The organism is Mesorhizobium sp. M0239 (genome assembly GCF_040321815.1).
Taxonomy (GTDB): domain Bacteria; phylum Pseudomonadota; class Alphaproteobacteria; order Rhizobiales; family Rhizobiaceae; genus Mesorhizobium.
The window spans coordinates 131936-150782 of sequence record NZ_JAMYSG010000019.1; the positions used below are offsets into that span (position 1 = coordinate 131936).

Annotated in this window: 18 protein-coding genes; 12 read left to right on the forward strand and 6 right to left on the reverse strand. The window is 64.5% G+C overall.

From position 1 onward, the window contains the following. Positions 1-73 precede the first annotated feature (73 nt). The gene (locus NKI99_RS20910; protein ID WP_352611806.1) at positions 74-1243 is read left to right on the forward strand and encodes a DUF930 domain-containing protein; all 1170 of its coding nucleotides are present in this window, start codon (positions 74-76) and stop codon (positions 1241-1243) included. On the opposite strand, the gene NKI99_RS20915 is transcribed toward NKI99_RS20910, so the two are convergent. Both NKI99_RS20915 and NKI99_RS20920 read right to left on the reverse strand, forming a co-directional pair. Then, positions 1240-1914 carry an HAD family hydrolase gene (locus NKI99_RS20915; RefSeq protein ID WP_352611807.1) on the reverse strand — a complete coding sequence of 225 codons (675 nt, stop codon included), beginning with the start codon at positions 1912-1914 and terminating at the stop codon, positions 1240-1242. The two genes, NKI99_RS20910 and NKI99_RS20915, sit on opposite strands and share 4 nt — an antisense overlap. Before the next feature lie 94 nt (positions 1915-2008). Beyond that, positions 2009-2650 (reverse strand): hypothetical protein, encoded by a 642-nt coding sequence (locus NKI99_RS20920; RefSeq protein WP_128309425.1) that lies wholly within the window; start codon positions 2648-2650, stop codon positions 2009-2011. A 195-nt stretch (positions 2651-2845) separates the two neighbouring features. Between NKI99_RS20920 and NKI99_RS20925 the strand changes: the two genes are divergently transcribed. The 5 genes from NKI99_RS20925 (at position 2846) to ptsP (ending at position 7677) form a co-directional block, all read left to right on the forward strand. Next, a complete protein-coding gene (locus NKI99_RS20925; RefSeq protein ID WP_023811041.1) occupies positions 2846-3283 on the forward strand; it encodes a transcriptional regulator GutM in 438 nt (145 codons plus the stop codon). An 88-nt stretch (positions 3284-3371) separates the two neighbouring features. Continuing rightward, entirely contained in the window at positions 3372-4133 is a 762-nt protein-coding gene (gene srlA, locus NKI99_RS20930; RefSeq protein ID WP_013529328.1) for a PTS glucitol/sorbitol transporter subunit IIC, read from the forward strand. A gap of 16 nt (positions 4134-4149) precedes the next feature. Beyond that, positions 4150-5151 carry a PTS glucitol/sorbitol transporter subunit IIB gene (srlE, locus tag NKI99_RS20935; protein WP_127295941.1) on the forward strand — a complete coding sequence of 334 codons (1002 nt, stop codon included), beginning with the start codon at positions 4150-4152 and terminating at the stop codon, positions 5149-5151. Between the two features lie 109 nt (positions 5152-5260). Next, entirely contained in the window at positions 5261-5641 is a 381-nt protein-coding gene (locus NKI99_RS20940) for a PTS glucitol/sorbitol transporter subunit IIA (protein WP_013529330.1), read from the forward strand. Positions 5642-5697: 56 nt separating this feature from the next. Continuing rightward, positions 5698-7677 (forward strand): phosphoenolpyruvate--protein phosphotransferase, encoded by a 1980-nt coding sequence (gene ptsP, locus NKI99_RS20945; RefSeq protein ID WP_352611808.1) that lies wholly within the window; start codon positions 5698-5700, stop codon positions 7675-7677. A gap of 14 nt (positions 7678-7691) precedes the next feature. Here the strand turns inward: ptsP and NKI99_RS20950 are convergent, their stop codons facing one another. After that, entirely contained in the window at positions 7692-8495 is an 804-nt protein-coding gene (locus NKI99_RS20950) for a hypothetical protein (protein ID WP_128309612.1), read from the reverse strand. A 159-nt stretch (positions 8496-8654) separates the two neighbouring features. Between NKI99_RS20950 and NKI99_RS20955 the strand changes: the two genes are divergently transcribed. Then, positions 8655-9665 carry a sugar-binding transcriptional regulator gene (locus NKI99_RS20955; RefSeq protein ID WP_127269653.1) on the forward strand — a complete coding sequence of 337 codons (1011 nt, stop codon included), beginning with the start codon at positions 8655-8657 and terminating at the stop codon, positions 9663-9665. Here the strand turns inward: NKI99_RS20955 and NKI99_RS20960 are convergent. Genes NKI99_RS20960 through NKI99_RS20970 form a run of 3 tightly spaced genes read right to left on the reverse strand, consistent with a single transcriptional unit; the run spans position 9652 to position 12825 of the window. After that, positions 9652-10503 (reverse strand): TIGR01459 family HAD-type hydrolase, encoded by an 852-nt coding sequence (locus NKI99_RS20960; protein ID WP_352611809.1) that lies wholly within the window; start codon positions 10501-10503, stop codon positions 9652-9654. The two genes, NKI99_RS20955 and NKI99_RS20960, sit on opposite strands and share 14 nt — an antisense overlap. Continuing rightward, positions 10500-11774, reverse strand: a complete 1275-nt coding sequence (locus NKI99_RS20965; RefSeq protein WP_352611814.1) for an FGGY-family carbohydrate kinase — start codon at positions 11772-11774, stop codon at positions 10500-10502. The genes NKI99_RS20960 and NKI99_RS20965 overlap by 4 nt, the downstream gene beginning before the upstream one ends. 7 nt (positions 11775-11781) lie before the next feature. Continuing rightward, the gene (locus NKI99_RS20970) at positions 11782-12825 is read right to left on the reverse strand and encodes a class II aldolase/adducin family protein (protein WP_352442062.1); all 1044 of its coding nucleotides are present in this window, start codon (positions 12823-12825) and stop codon (positions 11782-11784) included. A 192-nt stretch (positions 12826-13017) separates the two neighbouring features. Here NKI99_RS20970 and NKI99_RS20975 point away from each other — a divergent pair, with 192 nt between their 5' ends. The 5 genes from NKI99_RS20975 (at position 13018) to NKI99_RS20995 (ending at position 18722) form a co-directional block, all read left to right on the forward strand. Further along, the gene (locus tag NKI99_RS20975) at positions 13018-13794 is read left to right on the forward strand and encodes a DeoR/GlpR family DNA-binding transcription regulator (protein WP_352611810.1); all 777 of its coding nucleotides are present in this window, start codon (positions 13018-13020) and stop codon (positions 13792-13794) included. Further along, complete coding sequence (locus tag NKI99_RS20980; protein ID WP_352611811.1) at positions 13791-15170, forward strand: FGGY-family carbohydrate kinase; 1380 nt, start codon at positions 13791-13793, stop codon at positions 15168-15170. Before NKI99_RS20975 ends, NKI99_RS20980 begins: the two co-directional genes overlap by 4 nt. Then, positions 15167-16711, forward strand: coding sequence for a sugar ABC transporter ATP-binding protein (locus NKI99_RS20985; RefSeq protein ID WP_352442064.1), 1545 nt, complete (start codon positions 15167-15169; stop codon positions 16709-16711). The genes NKI99_RS20980 and NKI99_RS20985 overlap by 4 nt, the downstream gene beginning before the upstream one ends. Then, positions 16708-17706 (forward strand): ABC transporter permease subunit, encoded by a 999-nt coding sequence (locus NKI99_RS20990; RefSeq protein ID WP_352611812.1) that lies wholly within the window; start codon positions 16708-16710, stop codon positions 17704-17706. Before NKI99_RS20985 ends, NKI99_RS20990 begins: the two co-directional genes overlap by 4 nt. Before the next feature lie 77 nt (positions 17707-17783). Then, positions 17784-18722, forward strand: a complete 939-nt coding sequence (locus NKI99_RS20995; protein WP_027038073.1) for an ABC transporter substrate-binding protein — start codon at positions 17784-17786, stop codon at positions 18720-18722. Positions 18723-18847: the final 125 nt, after the last annotated feature.

The following is an 18847-nucleotide window of genomic DNA, read 5'->3' on the forward strand; positions in this document are numbered from 1 at the left end:
TGTCAGCGGTTAAATCAAGCCAATCCACTACCTATGCTTGAAGCCGCCGCTATTTCATTCCACATCGGTGAGGATGAAGGGCGAGACAGGAGAACGGCGGCGGCATCTGCTGTGGGCTTTGCCCGCATCGCTGATCCTGCATGCGCTCATCGCGGCGTTTCTGGTCTATGGCCTGCCGAGACCCGAGCAGCAGCCGGTTCAGCAGGAACAGCCCGTCAATGTCGCGATCGTGCCGCCACCCGAGAAGCCCAAGCCGAAACCTGCTCCAAAGCCACCGGAACCGACACCTGAAAAGAAGGCTGAAAAGCCGCCTGAACAAAAGCCGCCTCCGGAACCGCCGAAGCCGCCAGACGACCAGGTTCTGAAGCGCGTTTTCCAGTACGGCCAGAAAGATACCGGGCCGGAGAAATCGCTCGACGGAAGCAGCGCTAAGCCCAACACGCCGTCGCCGGCCAAGGATGAGGCTGCGAAGCCGCCTGTAGCACCGACACCCGCGCCGACCCAGCCCGCCCCGGCTGCAACGCCACAGCAGAAGGCGGAGCCCAGCAAGCCTGACGAGAAGCCGGCCGCCGTTGCGCCGGACGAAAAGCCCGCGCAAAGCGAGGAAAAGGCGGCGACCGAGGACACCGACAAGCAGAAGCCGGACAAACAGGAACTCGCACCGCAACCCGCCGAAAAGCAAGCCGTCGTGACGCCAAAGCCATTGGCGGCTGAGACCGGTGACAAGCCGGCGCCTCCAGCCTCGACAGGAAAGGCGAAGCCCAAACCTGCCAAGACAATGACGTTCAAACCCGCAAGAGCTTTCAAAGCGCCGATCGGGAATGCTGGAAGATCAAATACCACCAACAACGACGTTGCAGGATCACCGATCTATTCCGGCCTTCCGGGCGTCAGAAAGCTTTACTCGCAAGGGGCAACCGGCAATGCGTTCGCTACAAGCTCCATGGAGAATGTGCCGCGCGGTCAGCGCGTGGCCACCCTTTGCGGCAACGTTCTGAGCCGGGAACTGCAAACTGCCGACTATACGGTCAAATGGGTGCCAACCATCACGCTGGACAAAGGCAATGTTCTCAATCCTCCGCAGGCCGCCTTCAGCACCAGAAACGCCTGGTACAATCTAAATTTCCGATGCGAAGTCGACGCCGATGCGACGAGGGTTCTGTCCTTCAACTTCCGTGTGGGCTCATTGGTGCCGCCTGGCGAATGGGCCAGCCGTGGATTCACAAAGTATCGTCTAAACTAGGCGGGCACACCAAACCTGGCCAATTGCCGGCTAACTTCTTTCCAGTCGGCGCAGACGAAATCGGCACCGGCAGCCGTCAGCCGCGCGGCGTGCTCGGCATAGGTATGGCCGCCACCGGTGTAGCCGATCGCGGTCATGCCGGCGGCGACCGCGCCCTGGATGCCGAAGGGCGAGTCTTCGATGACGATGCAGTCAACGGGATTGGCGCCGATCTTGTCCGCCGCGAAGAGGAAGATGTCCGGCGCGGGCTTGCCGTTCTTGACCATCGAGGAGCTGTAGATCGCGTCGCCGAAGAAACGCACCAACCCGGTCACGGCAAGGCTGTGGTTTATGCGCTCAACGGAGGAGGACGAGGCGACACAGCGGTCGCCCGCAAGCGTCTCCAGAAACGCAGTGATTCCCGGTGTCGGCTTCAATTCCTGCGAGAACAGCACCTTGGTCTCGGCCCAGATGTCGCCGTCCGCCGCCGCCGGAAACTGGTGCCCGGTCAATTCCTTGATCCTGGCGATGATATCGGACTGCTTCATGCCGATGCATTGGGCGATGATGCTGGTGTTGACACCGGGCATGCCGTGCTTTTCGTAGACGCGCTCATAAGCGCGGGCGGCCAGAGGCTCGCTGTCGACGAGAACGCCGTCGCAATCGAAAATAATAGGCCTTGGTCGCGCCACGCGTTCCCCTCTCGAGTCAATTTTCGCACATCGCTATCGACAAAAAGTCAAATGTTCAATAGCGCGTGCGTTTTTGAGGGCGCGAAGAGCGGGCTCAAAGCTGGCGCAACGCATCGCTCGCACGGGAAGACCCGAGCGCCCGTTGCATGGCTTGCCGGGACTGCGCGCGATCCGGGGTGATCCAGTTCGGTTCGGCGCCGAGAAAGCGGTCGAGGAAAGCCACCGCATAGGCCGGCATCTCGGTCACGTTCTCGCGATAGGACCACCATGTGCGCAAATCGTCGGCGCATTTGTCGATGCCGGGTGCCGTGCCGAATTCCTGCTCGTGGATCGCCGAAATCACCGAGACGCAGTAGTTGGTGTAGAGGAAACCCTCCGGCCAGAAGCGGACGATTTCCAGCGTGCCCGCGTTCGTATCCGTCTCGACCAGCTGGGTGAGGCCGGAGATTTCTTTTGCCGGCGCCTGTTTTATCAACTCGCGCAGCACGAGGCCGGCGGCAAAGACGATGAAGTCGGCGCGGTCGATCGCGGCGAAGCGCTTCTGCGCCTCCATGATCTCGACCCAGTCGAGAAAGGCCCTGGTGAGCTTGGCCTCGTCGATCTCGAAGCGCACGCCGAACGTATCCGAGACCACCTTCGCGCTGCCGCGAAAAGTGGCGCGGAACCAGCGCAGCTGCCGCAGCCGATGGCGAAGATCGGGCATCAAGGCCAGTTCGTCCCTGAAGGGCAGATCCATATTCCTCGTATCCTGTTTCCCGGTCAGCCTAGCACAACGGTGACACGGCCGAAATCGGTCAGCGCCCTTGTGGATGACCGCAGCCGAGGCCAATATCATACATATTGACATTCTCGGAAACAAATGTTCTCACTTTGCTGTTGTCACGCGCCGGTCCAAGGTGCGGTTCAACTGAGGCTTCGGGAGGAGAACCGAATGGCGATTTGGCAGTGGGGACTGCTTCTGCTGGTTATTGTGTGGGCGCTGCAGTCGCTCGGCGTCTGGCTGCAGATGCGGCACTATTCGGATGTCTTCAGGGGCGTCACCGACCAGTACAAGGACGGCTTCGTCGGAGCCGGCAATTTTCGCGGTCGGTTGGCCAAGGGCACCATCGCGCTCGTGGTGGTGACACCCGATCTGGTCGTGCGCCGCCTGATGGTGATGAGCGGCCGTTCCGTCTTCACCAAGTTCAAAAGACATGAAGAGTTCGAGGGTGTTCCCCTCGATAAACTCCGGTCCAACCCTGCAATCATGGGGGAGGGGGAACCCGGTGTGGCCGAGGCCGTGAAACGAGCGATCGAGCAGATCGACAAGACACGGTCGGAGCCGGGGAAGAAGCCGGGCCTGTCCGGTTTGAACATAGCAAGGGCTTAGAGCCGGAGGATTTCGGGCTCTAAATCAAAGGGATAGAGGACGCCGCGCACCGACTGGGATCAACCGGCGGGTGGCATAAGGAGGAGAAATGTCTGTATTTTCGTTGTTGGCGCAGCATGCCGACATGGCCGTGCACAATCTGCATGTCGCAGGTGCCATGGTCTCGGATGCCGCATTGCATGGCAAGCTCGCTGTCGAGCATGCCTCCGACCATCTCGTTGTCCTCGCACAAGCGGACAGCGGACCGATCACTGTCGATCAGTTCAAGGAAAAGCTGAAGGACGTCCAGCAGGAAGAGCAGCTCGGCTGGCTGACCGCCATCGGCAAGTACTTTATCGGCATCTTCCAGAAGGGCGGCGAGGTCTTCGCCGGCTTCGTCACCGGCATCATCCCGACGCTGGTGGTGCTGATGACGGCCTTCTACGCGGTCACCGAACTGGTCGGTGAAGAGCGCGTGCATGGTCTGGCGCGCGGCGCCGGCCGGATCGCGCTGACGCGCTACACGCTGTTGCCGCTGCTGGCGGTGTTCTTCCTCACCAATCCGATGGCCTATACGTTCGGATCGTTCCTGGAAGAAAAGCACAAGCCGGCCTTCTATGACGCGGCCGTGTCCTATGTGCACCCGCCGCTCGGCCTGTTCCCGCACATCAATCCCGGCGAGTATTTCGTCTGGGGCGGCATTCTCGTCGCGCTGCTGGAGCTGGAAAAAAAGGGCGTCGTCGTCGCCGGCTACCACGTCAAGGTGGCGATCTGGTACGCCATCGTCGGCCTCGTCGTCATCCTGCTCAAGGGCATGCTGACCGAGCGCATCACCGCCATCATGGCACGCCGCCAGGGCGTCGAGCTGTAAGGGCGGGGAGGACATCATGGCCAAGACATACAAAGCCGTAAGGATCACCCAGGGCAAAACCGGCTGGGGCGGCCCGCTCGTCATCGAGCCGACCGAACAGCGCAGCAAGGTTGTTTCCGTCACCGGTGGTGGCATCCACCCGGTGGCGCAGCTCATCGCCGACATGACCGGTGGCGAAGCCGTCGACGGCTTCAGGGCGCCACCGATCGAAAGCGAGATGGCGGTTGTCGTCGTCGACTGCGGCGGCACCGCACGATGCGGCGTCTATCCGCGCAAGCGTATCCCGACCGTCAATCTGACGCCGGTCGGTCAATCCGGGCCGCTGGCCCAGTTCATCACCGAGGACATCTACGTTTCGGGCGTGAAGCCGGCCAACATCACAATGGCGGACGGATCCGAAACGATCACGACTGCAGGGGGAGCAGCAGCGATGAGTTCAAGCAACAATGCGGCCGCGGCACCACAGCCGCTGCCGAGCGAAGGTGGGCTGATCGGGCTCATCAGCACGATCGGCCGCGTCATGGGACGTATCGTCGGCATCTTCTTCAATGCCGGCCGCCGCACCATCGATCAGGTCATTCGCAACGTGCTGCCGTTCATGGCCTTCGTGACCATGCTCATCGGTCTGATCCTGTATACCGGCATCGGCGATGTGCTGGCGCAGCCGATGGGTCCGCTGGCCAACAACATCGTCGGCCTGCTGATCATCTCGGCGATCTGCGGCCTGCCGTTCCTGTCGCCCATCCTCGGGCCAGGCGCTGTCATCGCGCAGGTCATCGGCGTTGCCATTATCGGCCCGCAGATCGCCAACGGCACGATTTCGCCAGCGATGGCACTGCCGGCGCTGTTTGCCTACAATACCCAGGTGGGCTGCGACTTCGTCCCTGTCGGCCTGGCGCTCGGTGAGGCCAAGCCGAAGACGATCGAAATCGGCGTTCCGGCGGTGCTCATCAGCCGCCAGATCATGGGGCCGGTCTCGGTGCTGATCGCCTGGGTCGTCAGTCTGATCGTGTTCTAAGGCAACTCCGGGAAAAGCGCACAGTGCTTTCCCTTGGAGATTGCGTCAAAACAAAGAGATAGAGCGGTTCACCGCTCTAGGGAAAGTTGAGAAAAATGAGGTTCGCCATATGACGGTTCTGCTGAGAACACGGGTCACTGCCATCGGCCCCGAAGTGGCGGACCTTGCCGAAGGGGGCGTGGTCATCCTGTTTGCGGATGGCTCGCCGCCGGAGCTTGCCGAGGTTTCGGTGCTCCACAAGGCGGAGCAGGGGCCAAGTGACGGAGCGCCCGCCAAGGGCGCTTCGATCACCCTCGGCCCGGTTGCCGCTGTTATCACAGCGGTCGGCTCCAGCGCGTGGAGCAAGGTGCTGGAAATGGGCCATGTCGTCATTTCGTTCAACGGCGCTACGGAGGCCGAGAGGCCCGGCGAGATCTGCGCGTCGCAAGTCGACCCGCAAGCGCTCGTGGCCGCACTGAAGACCGGGGCGATCATCACCATCGCCGCCTGACAGCATTCGCGCCGCGGCCTATGTTGGGAGCGGCGCCCAAAACCAGAGTATTTGCCATGGAACGCTCGACCATCGTCCGAGTGCATGAAGGTTTGCACGCCCGTCCCGCGACGCGGTTCGTGAAGCTCGCCAAGGGCTTCGAATCCGACGTCGAACTGGTCAAGGACGGCAAGGCGGTCAGCGCCAAGAGTTCGGTCAAGCTGATGCTGCTGGCGGTCAAGGAGAACCAGGAAGTCACGGTGCGGGCGAATGGCGCCGATGCCATCGAGGCGCTCGAGGCGCTGATCGGCTACCTCGAGAATCCGCGGGCCGGCCTCGATGATGAAGCGGAAGCGCAGAGCCCGGCGAACGATGCCGGGCAGGAAGCGGCACCCGCGCCCGGATTCGTGCCGGCGGCTCCTGACGGGGCAAACCGCCTGCGTGGCGTGGCCGCCAGCGAAGGTTTCGCCATCGGCCCGGCCTTTGCGCATTTCCCACCCGATATCGCCGGACGGGGCCGCGTGTTGCGGGCCGAGGAGATCGAAGGCGAGATCGACAGGTTCCGCACAGCCGTCGGCGCGGTCCAGGCCCGCATGGATCTTGCGTTGGCGCAGGACAGCCTGTCGGCTGGAGACCGCGGCATCGTCGCTGCGCTGCGCGATATCGCCGCCGACGACAGCCTGACTGGTGAGGCCGAGGGCCTGATCAAGGGCGGCAATGACGCGGTCTCCGCCGTCATCACCGCCGCCTCCACCATTGCCGCCGAATTCAGCGCGGTCGACGATCACTATCTCAACGCGCGGGCGGACGACGTTCATGCGGTCGGGCGGCAGATCTGCCTCGTGTTGCTGGGGCAGGACGATATCAGCCTCGAAAACATCCCCGAAGGCGCTATCCTGATCGCCGACGACATCGGTGCCTGGGATCTGGCACGCGCGCCGCTGAAGCGTATCGGCGGCGTGGTGTGCGGCCATGGCGGCGCCACTTCGCACATCGCCATCATCGCGCGCTCGCACGGCATTCCGGCAGTGCTCGGCCTCGGCGGCCAGGTCAATGCCTTGCGCACCGCGCGAGAGGTCGCACTCGATGGCAATACCGGCCATGTGATCATCGACCCCGACGCGGCGACCCGCGCCGATTTCGCCGGCCGCGTCGAAGCGGCGGCAAAGGAGCGCGCCGGACTGACCATCTTCAAGACGGTGACGCCGAAGCTTGCCGACGGCAGGATCATCGAGATCGCGGCCAATATCGGCTCACTTGAGGAAATCGAAGCGGCGCAAGAGGCTGGTGCCATGGGCATCGGCCTGTTCCGCACCGAGCTTTTGTTCATGCGCCATATGCATCTGCCCTCGGAAGACATGCAGGCCGAGACCTATGCGGCGCTGGCCAAGGCTTTTGCGCCTTATCCGGTCATTGTGCGCACGCTCGACATCGGCGGTGACAAGCCGATTGCCGGCATCGAATTTCCCGACGAGGAAAACCCCTTCCTCGGCTGGCGCGGCATCCGCATGTGTCTCGACCGGTCCGACATCTTCAAGCGCCAACTGCGGGCGCTGCTGCGCGCCGCCGTGCACGGCAACATCAAGGTGATGCTGCCGATGGTGTCCGACCTCTCGGAGGTCAGGCAGACGCGCGTGCTGGTTGACGAATGCACGGCCGAGCTGAAAGCCGAAGGCGTGCCGCACGCATCATTCGATCTCGGCGTCATGATCGAAACCCCGGCCGCCGTGCTGATCGCTCCGGCGCTGGCCAAGGAGGTCGCTTTCTTCTCGATCGGAACCAACGATCTGACCCAGTACATCATGGCCGCCGACCGGCTCAATCCGACCGTCGCCAAGCTCAACGATGTCACCAATCCAGCCGTCATGTCGGCGATCGAAATGACGGCAAAAGCCGGCGTCGCCGCCGGTATCATGGTCGGCATGTGCGGTGAGGCGGCCGGCCGTCCCGATCTCATTGCGACCTTCGTGAAGATGGGACTGACCGAACTCTCGATGAGCCCGGCTTCCATCCAGCGCGCCAAGAAAGCGATCATGGCCATGGCCGCTGAAGGCTAGCCCAGACCGGCTAATTACGGCAGATGGGCAAGCAAGGTGGCGAACACCGGTGTCAGTTCAGCGATCGGGTTTGCCTTGGCGCAGGCCTGAACGATGCGGTCGTGGCGAATATCCGCCGCCAATATCGCGATCTCCAGCATATCCGGCTCCGGCGCACCGTCGCTGCCGGTGGTCGCCAGGCCGCAGGCCAAAGCGAGCGGCGCCAGGCAGCTTATGTCGAGCGCCCGGCCGGTAATCGCGGCCGGCGTTTCCGGCACGGTCTCGGCAAAGCGGACCGGACGCTGGCTGAGGCACTCGACCAGCAGCGCCGAACAGATCCCCGCGATTGCCTGCAGTCCGGCGCCTGGCGTGGCCAAGGCGGCCAGGAGGTCGCCATGCCGCTTGCGCATCGTGGCATGGACGGCTGCGAAATCGGCTTCGTGGATGCGGGCATTGTCGATGTTCAGGCCGGCAAGCACCGCCTTGCTCAGATAATACATATCGCGCCGGAATAGGCGCTCGGCGCTCAGCTGGCGGTCCTCGTTGCCGATCGGGAAATAGGTGCCGAGGCCCTTTACCGTCGTGCCGTCCACTTTGATCGGGCGCTCATGCGGGACGAAAGCTTCAGCGATCGACAACGCCTCGTCGACGGCACTGGCGGCATGGCTGAGCAGGCCTTCGATGCCCTTGCCCGGAAACGGCGGCAGATGGCTGGTTGCTTCGCGCAGGATGCTGGCATCGCCGCTGCCGTCATGGCGGCTCTGGCGGATGATTTCGCGGACTTCCCGCAGCCGATCCTTCAGATTGACGCGGACATCTTCGGAGATTTGTCGGAGCATCGCGGATCGCCTTGAAATTTGCTGCGGATAGCCGCCAACCGGGGCAGCCGCCACTCTCTACATTGTTCCTATCGATTGGTAGATCAATAGGCGATACTAGACCAGCATGCAGAATCGGCGGCAGCGCGCTCGTCCGTCGCCGCAGGGGGAGAGACAGACTTGGGCAGACGACGACAGGGCGAAAGCGAAGACGGTCGAGGCGAGGCAACCGAGCAGGTCGCCAGCGAAAGCCGAACGGATCGCCTCAGGATTCGCGCCGCCTGGATGTATTTCGTCGAACAGATGACGCAGAACGAGATCGCCGACGTGCTCGGCGTCGGTCGCGTCACCATCGTGCGCATGCTGGCGGATGCCCGGGCGCGCAACGAAGTGAAGATCACCATCGAGAGCGAATTGTCAGAAATTGTGCGGCTTGAGCGCGCGCTGGAGAAGACGTTCGGGCTGCAGCAGGCGCTGGTGGCGCCGCTTTCGGCACCCAATGCCGATCCGATACCAGCGATCAGCGCCAAGACCGGCAGTTTCCTGTCGGACACGATGAAGTCCGGCATGCGGGTCGGCGTCGGCTGGGGGCAGACGCTGTTCTCGAGCCTGCCCTTCATCAGCGCCAAGTCGCTCACCGATTTCAAGGTGATTTCGCTGCTTGGCGGTGTCGGCGTCGTGCGCCGGGTAAACCCAGCCGAGTTCGCCTGGCGCTTCGCTCAGATATTCCAGGGCGACGGCTATCTGATGCCGACACCAGCCGTCGTCGACAGCGTCGAGACCAAGATCGCACTGATCGAGCGCTGCGGCCTGCAGGAGATTTTCGAAATGGCCGACGTGCTCGATGCCGTTCTGCTGAGCGTCGGCGGGATCGCCTCCGCCACCACCTTCTCTCGTGGCGGCTTTCTCAAGGAGGCGGATCGGGAGGCCCTGCTTGCGCGTGGCGCCGTTGGTGACCTCCTGTTCCATTTCTTCGACCGCAATGGCGATCTGGTCGACCATCCGGTCAACAGCCACGTGATGTCGGTGGATGTCGACCGTCTGCGCAAGGCGCCGATCCGCATCCTCACTTCCGGTGGCGAGGAGAAAACCGAAGCGCTGCTCGGCGCCATGACCCTCATCGCCCCAACCATCCTGATCACCGACGAGGAGAGCGCGCGGCGCATGCTGGAAGCGGTCAGCGGAAGCTGAAGCTGTCCGTGATGTAGTCCGGCCAGGCCTGCTGTTCGTCGAAAACAGCGGCGAGATCCGGTGTGTCCGCCAGTATTCCGCTCAGCACCAGCGCGGTGGCGATGCCGGTGCTGTTTCCCCCCGATATATCGTGTTCGACGCTGTCGCCGACACAGACCACGGTGCCGCGGTCCGGCTCGCCGGCCAGCGCCAGCGCGGCGTCGAAAATCGCCTTGTCGGGCTTGCCGATGCGGGTAACGCTGCCGCCCAGGCTTTCATAGAGATCGGCCAGACGGCCGGCGCCGAAGCGAGGGCCAACGGCCGTCAGCATGATGATGTCGGGATTGGTGCAGAAACACGGCACCCGCCGCTCTGCAGCCGGCGCGAACAGCCTGCGATAATGCTCGAGGTCAAAGCGGTCACCCTCGCTGGCCGCGATCAGCACCAGTTCGGCCTCATCGCCGGACCCGGTCAGCACAAAAGGCAGGCCCTCGATCGCGGAGCGGTCAGCTTCACGGCTGATCAGCAGGCATTTTGTCCCTGGGCGCAGCTTCCCCGACGTCGCCATCTCCCTGAAGGATCGCCACGCCACCTCGCCGGAAGAAACGAAATGATCCCAGCTTCCCGCTTCGAAGCCGAGTTTTATGAGCCGGCTTTCATTGGGTCGTGCCCGCCTGCCGGAGTTCGAAACCAGCACCACGGTCTTGCCGGCGCGCTTCAGCGCCGACAGCGCTGCCACCGCGCCCGGATAGGGCCGTGTGCCGTCATGCAGCACGCCGAACTGGTCGAGCAGGAACACGTCGTAGCGCTCCGCCAGCGGCCCGATGCCGTCGAGACGTTCGATCGTTTTCGCGCTCATAGGAGTCCTGCCCGGCTTGCACCCATCAGCGCCAGCCGCGCCGTGCCGGCGGCGGCCTCGTCGGAAAGCGCGGGCAGGAAATCGACGCCGAGCCTGCGCCGCCGGATTGCCGTCCAGGCTGGGTTCGCCGCCCCGCCTCCGACGCTCCTGACCGATATCAGCGCGGGCGCGCCGAGTTCGGCAAGCCTGTCATAGCCGAGCGCTTCGATCGCGGCGATGCCTTCGAACATCGCTTTCAGATAATCGGCGTCGTCCGCCGGCCGGGGTGCAAGGCGAGGCGGCAGCGCCGGATCGGCGATCGGAAATCGTTCGCCCGTGGCGGGAAGCGGATAGTAATCGAGGCCGGTGTCGGTCTCCGGGTCGATTTTTGCGCTGAGTTCGATGATACGGGCGAGCGGAAAATGCTGAGCCAGCACCTTGCCGCCGGAATTCGACGCACCGCCTGCCAGCCAGGCGTTGCCGAGCCGGTGGCTGTAGATGCCGAAGCGCGGCGCCGAAATCGGCCGGTCGGACAGGATCTTGATGGTCAGCGAGGATCCCAGCGCGGTGACGCCGTCGCCGATCGCGGCAGCACCGGTCGCCAGGAACGAGGCGCAGCCATCCGTGGTTCCGGCGACGACGGCCACATCGCGCGGCAAGCCGAACAGTTCCCCGGCTTCCGCGGTGAGGGCGCCGGTGACTTCGCCCGGCTCGACCACGCGCGGCAGCAACTCCACGCGCATTCCGGTCGCGGCGATCCATTCCGGCCAGCGGCGGGCCTCGACATCATAGCCTGTCTTCAGGGCATTGTTCTCGTCGCTGACGTCGAAGCGGCCGGAGAAGTTTCCGGCAATCCAGTCGGCCTGATGCAGCACCGCCGCAATGCCCGGCAGATGCTGGAAGCGCAGGGCCTTGGCGAGGCCGGATGTCGCTCCGTGCGCTGCACTTGCAGCCGGCGCGGTGCGGTCGATCGCGGCCAGAATGTCGTCGTCATCGACCTTGTCGTTGTACATCAGCGGTTCGGCCAGCGGCCGCCCGGCGGCGTCGACCGGCAGCAGCGTGCCGGAGGTGCCGTCGATGGCGATGGCGCGGACCGCCGTGCGGTCGATGCCGGAAAGCAGGTCCGTCAGCACCGCCTTGACCGCTTGCCACCATGCCGTGGGGGCTCGGTCATCGCGGCCAAACCTGTCGAGTGGAACGGCCGAATGCCCGGCTATGGAAAAATCCGGGCGCATGGCGACGGCGCGCGCACCTGATGTGCCTAGGTCGATGCCGATGACAAGTGGCATCATGTCCATGCTAGCCGCCAGCCGCGTTGAGCTTCTGGCGATATTGCTCGGCGTCCCAGTTGACCAGCTCGTCATTCTCGGAAGCGGTGAGATAGTTCAGCCGTGCGGCGACGTCGATGCGCGCCGTCACGTCGGCGAGGCAGCGTTGCATGGCATCGGCGCCGGCACTGGCGTCGCCGCGCATCAGCACGCCTGCGCCGGGAAACAGGATCGCCGCAGGCGACGTGTCCAGTCGTGCAATGACATCGGCCACCGCCTCGCCCGGTTTCGCCACGATGGAGCCCTGGCCGAGGAAGATGACGTGGTCCGGATAGAGGCTGCCGGCCTGCGCCATGCGGCGGCTCTCAGGGTCGAGCGCAACCGCATGCGCTTCGACATCGGCCGGCAATCTGTAGAAGCTGTCGCCGGCAAGCGCCGCCAAGGCATCGAGGTCGGGTGCGGCGGTCGCGCGCGCCGGCCGGGCCAGCAATGACCTGATACGGCGCAGCAGAAGCTCCGCCCCGGCGACGGTTTCGGCGGCGACGACCAGCCCGTGATTGCCAAGGATCAGCACGTCGACACCAGGCCGCAGTTTTTCAGCAATGCCGCGTGCAAGCGGCAGGCCGGGCCGGAAATAGGGCACATAGGCCCAGTCGATGCCATCGAGCCGCCTGGCGACCTCGGCCTCGCCATCGGCCTGCACGGCAAGCGAGATGGTGTCGACGCAATGGACGTGAAGAACCACGCGCTGCGGCATCAGGGCGTGCACCGTGGTCTCGATCGACGGCCGCAGGCCGCGCGGGTTGAGCGCTGCAATGGTGAAACCCTGCGGCTGGTCGGCGGCGCGATCGCGCTGTTCGACGGCTCTCAGCAACGGCGCCATCGCCACCGGCACCATGATGTCATCGACCAGCGCGTCCTTCAGCCAGGTGCCGGAGGCCTTGATCCACAGCGTGTCGCCGGCTTTCAGCGAGGTGTTGCCGCCTGCCGCCTGGGTCAGATGCGGGCTCTGCCCGATGCTGGCCGAAAGCGCCCGTAAGGCCGCCAGTTCCTGCGCGTCAGCTTGGGTCGCCATGGCGCTTTTCCTCCAACGGCTCGGCCGTGTCCTGCGCGAAATCCCGTTGCCGGGGTCGAATTGGCGCTGATATCGCAGATACGAGTGATCTACGTCAATAGTGATCTAGTATCATCAAAACCCGCTTGCAATCCGGCTAATGTTGAGTAAGTTGCGCCAACTGCCATGGAAATGGCATCCGGGAGGAAAGAATTGATAGACTCCGGCCGCCAGCGTCAGATCGTCGAACTGCTGCGGGACCGTCCGTTCGCTTCGGTGCGCGAGCTGCAGGAACGGCTTGGCGTTTCAGCCGCGACGGTCAGGCGCGATATCGACAGGATCGACGAAGCCGGCGAAGCGCGGAAGGTCTATGGCGGCATCTCGGCGCTCGACGGCGCTTCCCAGGCCGGTGTCGCCTACGCCCGGCCCTATGACGAGAACCGCGACCTTGCGGTCGAGGCCAAGCGGCAGATCGCCGCTCTCGCGGCGACCATGGTGCGTGACGGCGACGCCGTCATCGTGCATGGCGGCTCGACCTGCTTCCATCTCGGGGTCAAGCTCGCCGAGCGCAACATCCGCCTCTACACCAACTCGATGCCGCTGGCGGCCTATCTCAGCGACCACGGCCATTGCAGCCTGACGGTTGCGGGCGGTGATCTGCATCGCGAACCCGGCATCATTCATTCGCTCACCCAGGCCGTGCCCTTCTACGCCTCCAAATTCTTTCTCGGCGCGCAAGGCCTTGGCCAGGAAGGCGTGATGGAATCGCACCCGCTGCTGGTGCGCTCGATCGTCGATCTCAGCCTCTGCGCCGACCAGATCGTGGTGCTGGCCGACAGCCGCAAACTGTCGATCCACGCGCGCAATGTCGCGCTCCCGCTTTCCCGCATCGGCACGCTGGTCACCGACGACGGTCTTTCCGATGCCGATGCGCGCATGCTGGAAGACGCCGGCGTCATGGTGCGGATAGCCTCGGGAGCCATCCAGTGAAGGTGGCTGTCCTCGATTTCGGCAAGACCAATTCGAAGCTGTTCGTCTTCGGCCAGGACGGGCGCATTGTCGACGAGCGCCGGACCCAGCCGAAATGGGTGCGCCAAGGCGGCTTCAGCGTGCTCGACGAGGCGCCGCTCCACCATTGGGCGCTCAGCGCCGTTGCCGATGCGGTCGATGGTCATGGAGTGGAAGGGGTCATGGTCTCGGGCCATGGCTGCACCTTTGCCTTGGTCGACGAGGCGGCGCTGACGCATCCGATCCTCGATTACGAGCAAGAGCCGCCGGCCGAGATTGCCGCGCGGATCGATCGCCGCATTCCGGGCTTTGCCGAGACCTTCTCGCCGCGGTTGCCGCTGGGCTTCAACTACGGCCGCCACATGCTGTGGCTGCAGGAGGTCGAGCCCGACGCGTTCGCCGCGTCGAAATCGATCCTCGGCTATCCGCAATATTGGAGCTGGCGCCTTGGCGGACGGGCGGTCTCGGAAGTATCCTATCTCGGCTGCCATTCGCATTTGTGGGCGCCGCGCCGCCAAGATTTTTCCTCGCTGGTCGACGCGCAGGGCTGGCGTGACCGGATGCCTGCCTTCGAGCGCGCCGGCACCGTTATCGGCGAGCAGCGCCTCGGCGCTGCGGCAAGCCCGATCGCCATCCACAACGGCGTCCATGACTCGAATGCGGCGCTGCATGCCTATCGCCGGCAGGAGCTTGGCCCGGTCACCGTCGTTTCTACCGGCACCTGGGTCGTCGTGCTCAATCCGTCCTGTCCCCTCGACGCGCTCGACCGGGACCGCGACATGCTGGTCAATGTCGATGTCGGCGGCGGCCCAGTGCCGACCATCCGCTTCATGGGCGGGCGTGAATTCGCAACCATCAGCGCCGGCTGGCAAGGCGAGATCGCCGGCCCGGCGGTGCAGCGGGTGATCGATGCCGGCATCATGGCGCTGCCGAGCTTCGCGCCGGGCGGGCCGATGGCGGGGCATTCCGGCCGACTGGCGGGGCGCGCGCCCAATGCCGAGGAACGCGCGGCTACGGCGCTGCTCTACGTCGCGCTGATGGTCGATCTGTCGCTCGATCTCATCCATTCGAACAACACGGTGATCGTCGATGGCGGGCTGAACACGGGCGGTCTGCTCGCCGGACTGCTGGCGCAATTGCGTCCCGACCAGGCTTTCCTGCAGGGCGCCACGCTGGAGGGCAGTGCCACCGGTGCAGCGGCGCTCGCCTTCGAGAGCGTTGGGCGCGAATTCGCCGCCGAAGTTCCGGAGCCGGTGCGCGCGTCGCGTTTCACCGGGTTGGCAGGCTATCGCGGCAATTGGCGTGCCGCCACCATGGACCGGGGCGTCGCTGGTGCGGTGGCGGGAGGCGCGCGATGAGTGCGATTGCCAAGGCCGAGACGGTGCGCCAGCCGGTGCTGGAGATGCGCCACATCTCCAAGACGTTCGGCACCATCCGTGCCTTGCACGATGTCTCGCTCAGCGTCCATGCCGGCGAGCTGCACGCCTTGATGGGCGAGAACGGCGCCGGCAAGTCGACATTGATGAAAGTGCTTTCAGGCGCCTATCGGCCGGATGCCGGCGGTGAGATCCTGATCGACGGCATGCCGGCCGCGACCGGCGATCCGATCAAGGCGCGCGCCAGCGGCGTCGCGGTGATCTATCAGGAGCTGTCGCTGGCGCCCAATCTGACGGTGGCGCAGAACATCTTCCTCGGCAACGAGCCGCGACGCTTCGGCATCGTCGATCGTGACCAGTGCACCCGGCGCGCCAGGGAGATCATCGCGCGTCTGGGCGTCTCCTTTTCGGCCCGCGACATGGTCTCCAGCCTGTCGCTCGGCGAGCGCCAATTGGTCGAGATCGCCCGCGCGCTGTCGACCAATGCGCGCATCATCGTCATGGACGAGCCGACGACGTCGCTGACCTCGCGCGAGACCGACCGGCTGTTCGAGGTCATCGCGACGCTGAAATCGCAAGGCATCGCCATCATCTACATCAGTCACCGCATGGAAGAGGTCTACCAGCTTGCCGATCGCGTCAGCGTGCTGCGCGACAGCGGTTATGTCGGTACGCTCGAACGTGCCGACCTCAGCGCCTCGCGCCTCGTCTCGATGATGGTCGGCCGCGATCTGTCGGCTTTCTACAAGAAGGATCATCGGCCGCCGGACGAAAAGCGCGCGGTGGCGCTCTCGGTGCGTGGCATGTCCGACGGCCGTCTCCTGAAAGACTGTTCGTTCGACCTGCACAAGGGCGAGGTGCTGGCGCTGGCGGGTCTGGTCGGTTCCGGCCGTACCGAGCTTGCGCGGCTGATCTTCGGCGCCGACAGGCGCGTGTCAGGCACGCTGGAACTCGACGGCAAACCTGTAACCATCGGCTCGCCGCGCGAGGCGCTCGATGCCGGCATCGCCTATCTGACCGAGGACCGCAAGGAACTCGGCCTGTTCCTCGACATGTCGATTTCCGACAACATCAGCATGGGCGTGCTGGCGCGGGATTCGCGCGCCGGCGGCTTGCGCGACTTCGCGGCCGCCGAAAGGCGCGCTTCCAAGGCCGTTGCCGGTCTCTCCATCCGCACCAGTTCGGTGCAGGCCAATGCCGGCTCGCTGTCGGGCGGCAACCAGCAGAAGGTGCTGCTCGCCCGCCTGCTCGAAACCGAGCCGAAGGTCGTCATCCTCGACGAGCCGACCCGCGGCGTCGATGTCGGGGCGAAATCGGAAATCTACCGGCTGATCGACAATCTCGCCAAACAGGGCATCGCCATCCTGATGATCTCCAGCGAACTGCCCGAGGTGATCGGCGTTGCCGACCGCGTGCTGGTGATGCGCGACGGCACGATATCGGGCGAGGTGACGGCATCGCAAGGCGAACCGCTAAGCCAGGAGAAAATCATGGAACTTGCAACGGGAGCGGCTCAGCAATGACCGACAAGGCGACCGAGATCAGCGCAGGCGGCCAGGCCACCGGCACCAGCCGACGGCTGCGCACGGCTTTCGCTGCCCTTGGCATGCTGCCGGTGCTGATCCTGCTGGCGGCCGGCTTCCAGTTCCTGAACCCGCGCTTCCTGACCGAGACCAACCTCTTGATCGTCACCCAGCAGTCGTCGATCAACATCGTGCTGGCGGCCGGCATGACCTTCGTCATCCTGACCGGCGGCATCGACCTGTCCGTCGGCGCCATCCTCGCCGCATCGGCGATGGTGGCGGTGATGGTGTCGCTGGTGCCGGATTGGGGTTTGCTCGGCGTGCCGGCGGCCATTCTGGTCGGGCTCGGCTTCGGCCTCATCAACGGGCTGCTCATCGCCTATATCAAGCTGCCGCCCTTCATCGTCACGCTGGGTTCGCTGACCGCGGTGCGCGGTGTTGCCCGCCTGCTCGGCCAGGACACCACGGTGTTCAACTCGGACCTGCCGTTCGATTTTATCGGCAACGGTTCGCTGTTCGGCATTCCCTGGCTGGTCATCATCGCGCTGTCGGTGGTGGTGCTGTCCTGGCTGGTGCTCAAGCGCACCGTGCTCGGCACCTGGATCTATGCCGTCGGCGGCAATGCCGAAGCGGCGCGGCTGACCGGCATCAAGGTGCCGCTGGTGCTGCTCTTCGTCTATGGCATTTCCGGCCTGCTGGCCGGCCTTGGCGGCGCCATGTCGGCGGCCCGGCTCTATGCCGCCAACGGGCTGCAGCTCGGGCAGTCCTATGAACTCGACGCCATTGCCGCTGTCATCCTCGGCGGCACCAGCTTCGTCGGTGGCGTCGGCTCGATCTGGGGTACGCTGATCGGCGGCCTGATCATCGCGGTGCTCTCCAACGGGCTCATCTTGGCCGGTGTCTCCGACATCTGGCAGTACATCATCAAGGGATTGGTCATCATCGTGGCGGTCGCCCTCGACCGCTACAGGCTCCAGGCAGGAGCAAGAACGTGATTGACCTTAGTCGCCGGCGTCAACGACCGGTTTCATGTAACGCACCGTGAGAGGCGCGGGGCAATCGGAGGAAAGCAATGAAGACCATCGCCAAACTGCTCTGCGGCGTCGCACTCGCGTCGCTCGCCATCGCGCCTGCTTCGGCCAAGGACCTCAATAAGGTCGGCATCTCGGTCGGCCTGCTCGGCAATCCCTTCTTCGTCGCCACCATCAAGGGCATCGAGGACGCGGCCAAGAAGATCAACCCAAAGGTCGAGGTGACCTCGGTGTCGGCCGACTATGACCTCAACAAGCAGGTCTCGCAGGTCGATTCGTTCATCGCCGCCGGTGTCGACGTGATCATGCTCAATGCCGTCGACGCCAAGGCGATCGCGCCGGCGGTGAAGAAGGCACAGGCTGCGGGTATCGTCGTTGCCGCCTTCGACGTTTCGGCGCCGGGCGCCGACGTGACCGTGATGACCAACAACGTCAAGGCCGGCGAAGAGGCCTGCCAGTACCTGGTCGACCACACCGGCGGCAAGGGCGACTACGTCATCCTCAACGGACCGGCATCGTCGTCGATTCTGGAGCGGGTGAAGGGCTGCAAGAACGTGCTGGCGCAGCATCCCGACATCAAGATCCTCTCCGACGACCAGAATGCCGAAGGCTCGCGCGACGGCGGCCTGAAGGTGTTCCAGTCGCTGCTCACCCGCTTCGACAAGATCGATGCGGTGTTTGCCATCAACGATCCGACGGCGATCGGCGCCCAGCTTGCCGCCAAGCAGCTCAACCGCTCGGAGTTCATCTTCACCGCCGTCGACGGCGCGCCCGATATCGAGAAGGAACTCTCCTCCGGCACCTCGATGATCAAGGCCTCGGCCTCGCAGGATCCCTATGTGATGGCCGGCCAGTCGCTGACGATGGCGGCCGAACTGTTGGCCGGCAAGAAGCCGGCGGAGCCGACCGTCCTGCTCGACCCGAAGCTCATCACGGCCGAGAACCTGAAGGACTACAAGGGCTGGACCGCAGCCCGCTAAATCCTCCCAAGGCCGGTGGGGGGGGGGGGGGCCCCCCCCCCCCCCCCGGGGGGGGGGTGTGGGGGCCGCTACGCGCCCGGAGAGGGGGCTTTCGTAGGGCGCTGGCTTAGCCCGCGGCAATCGCT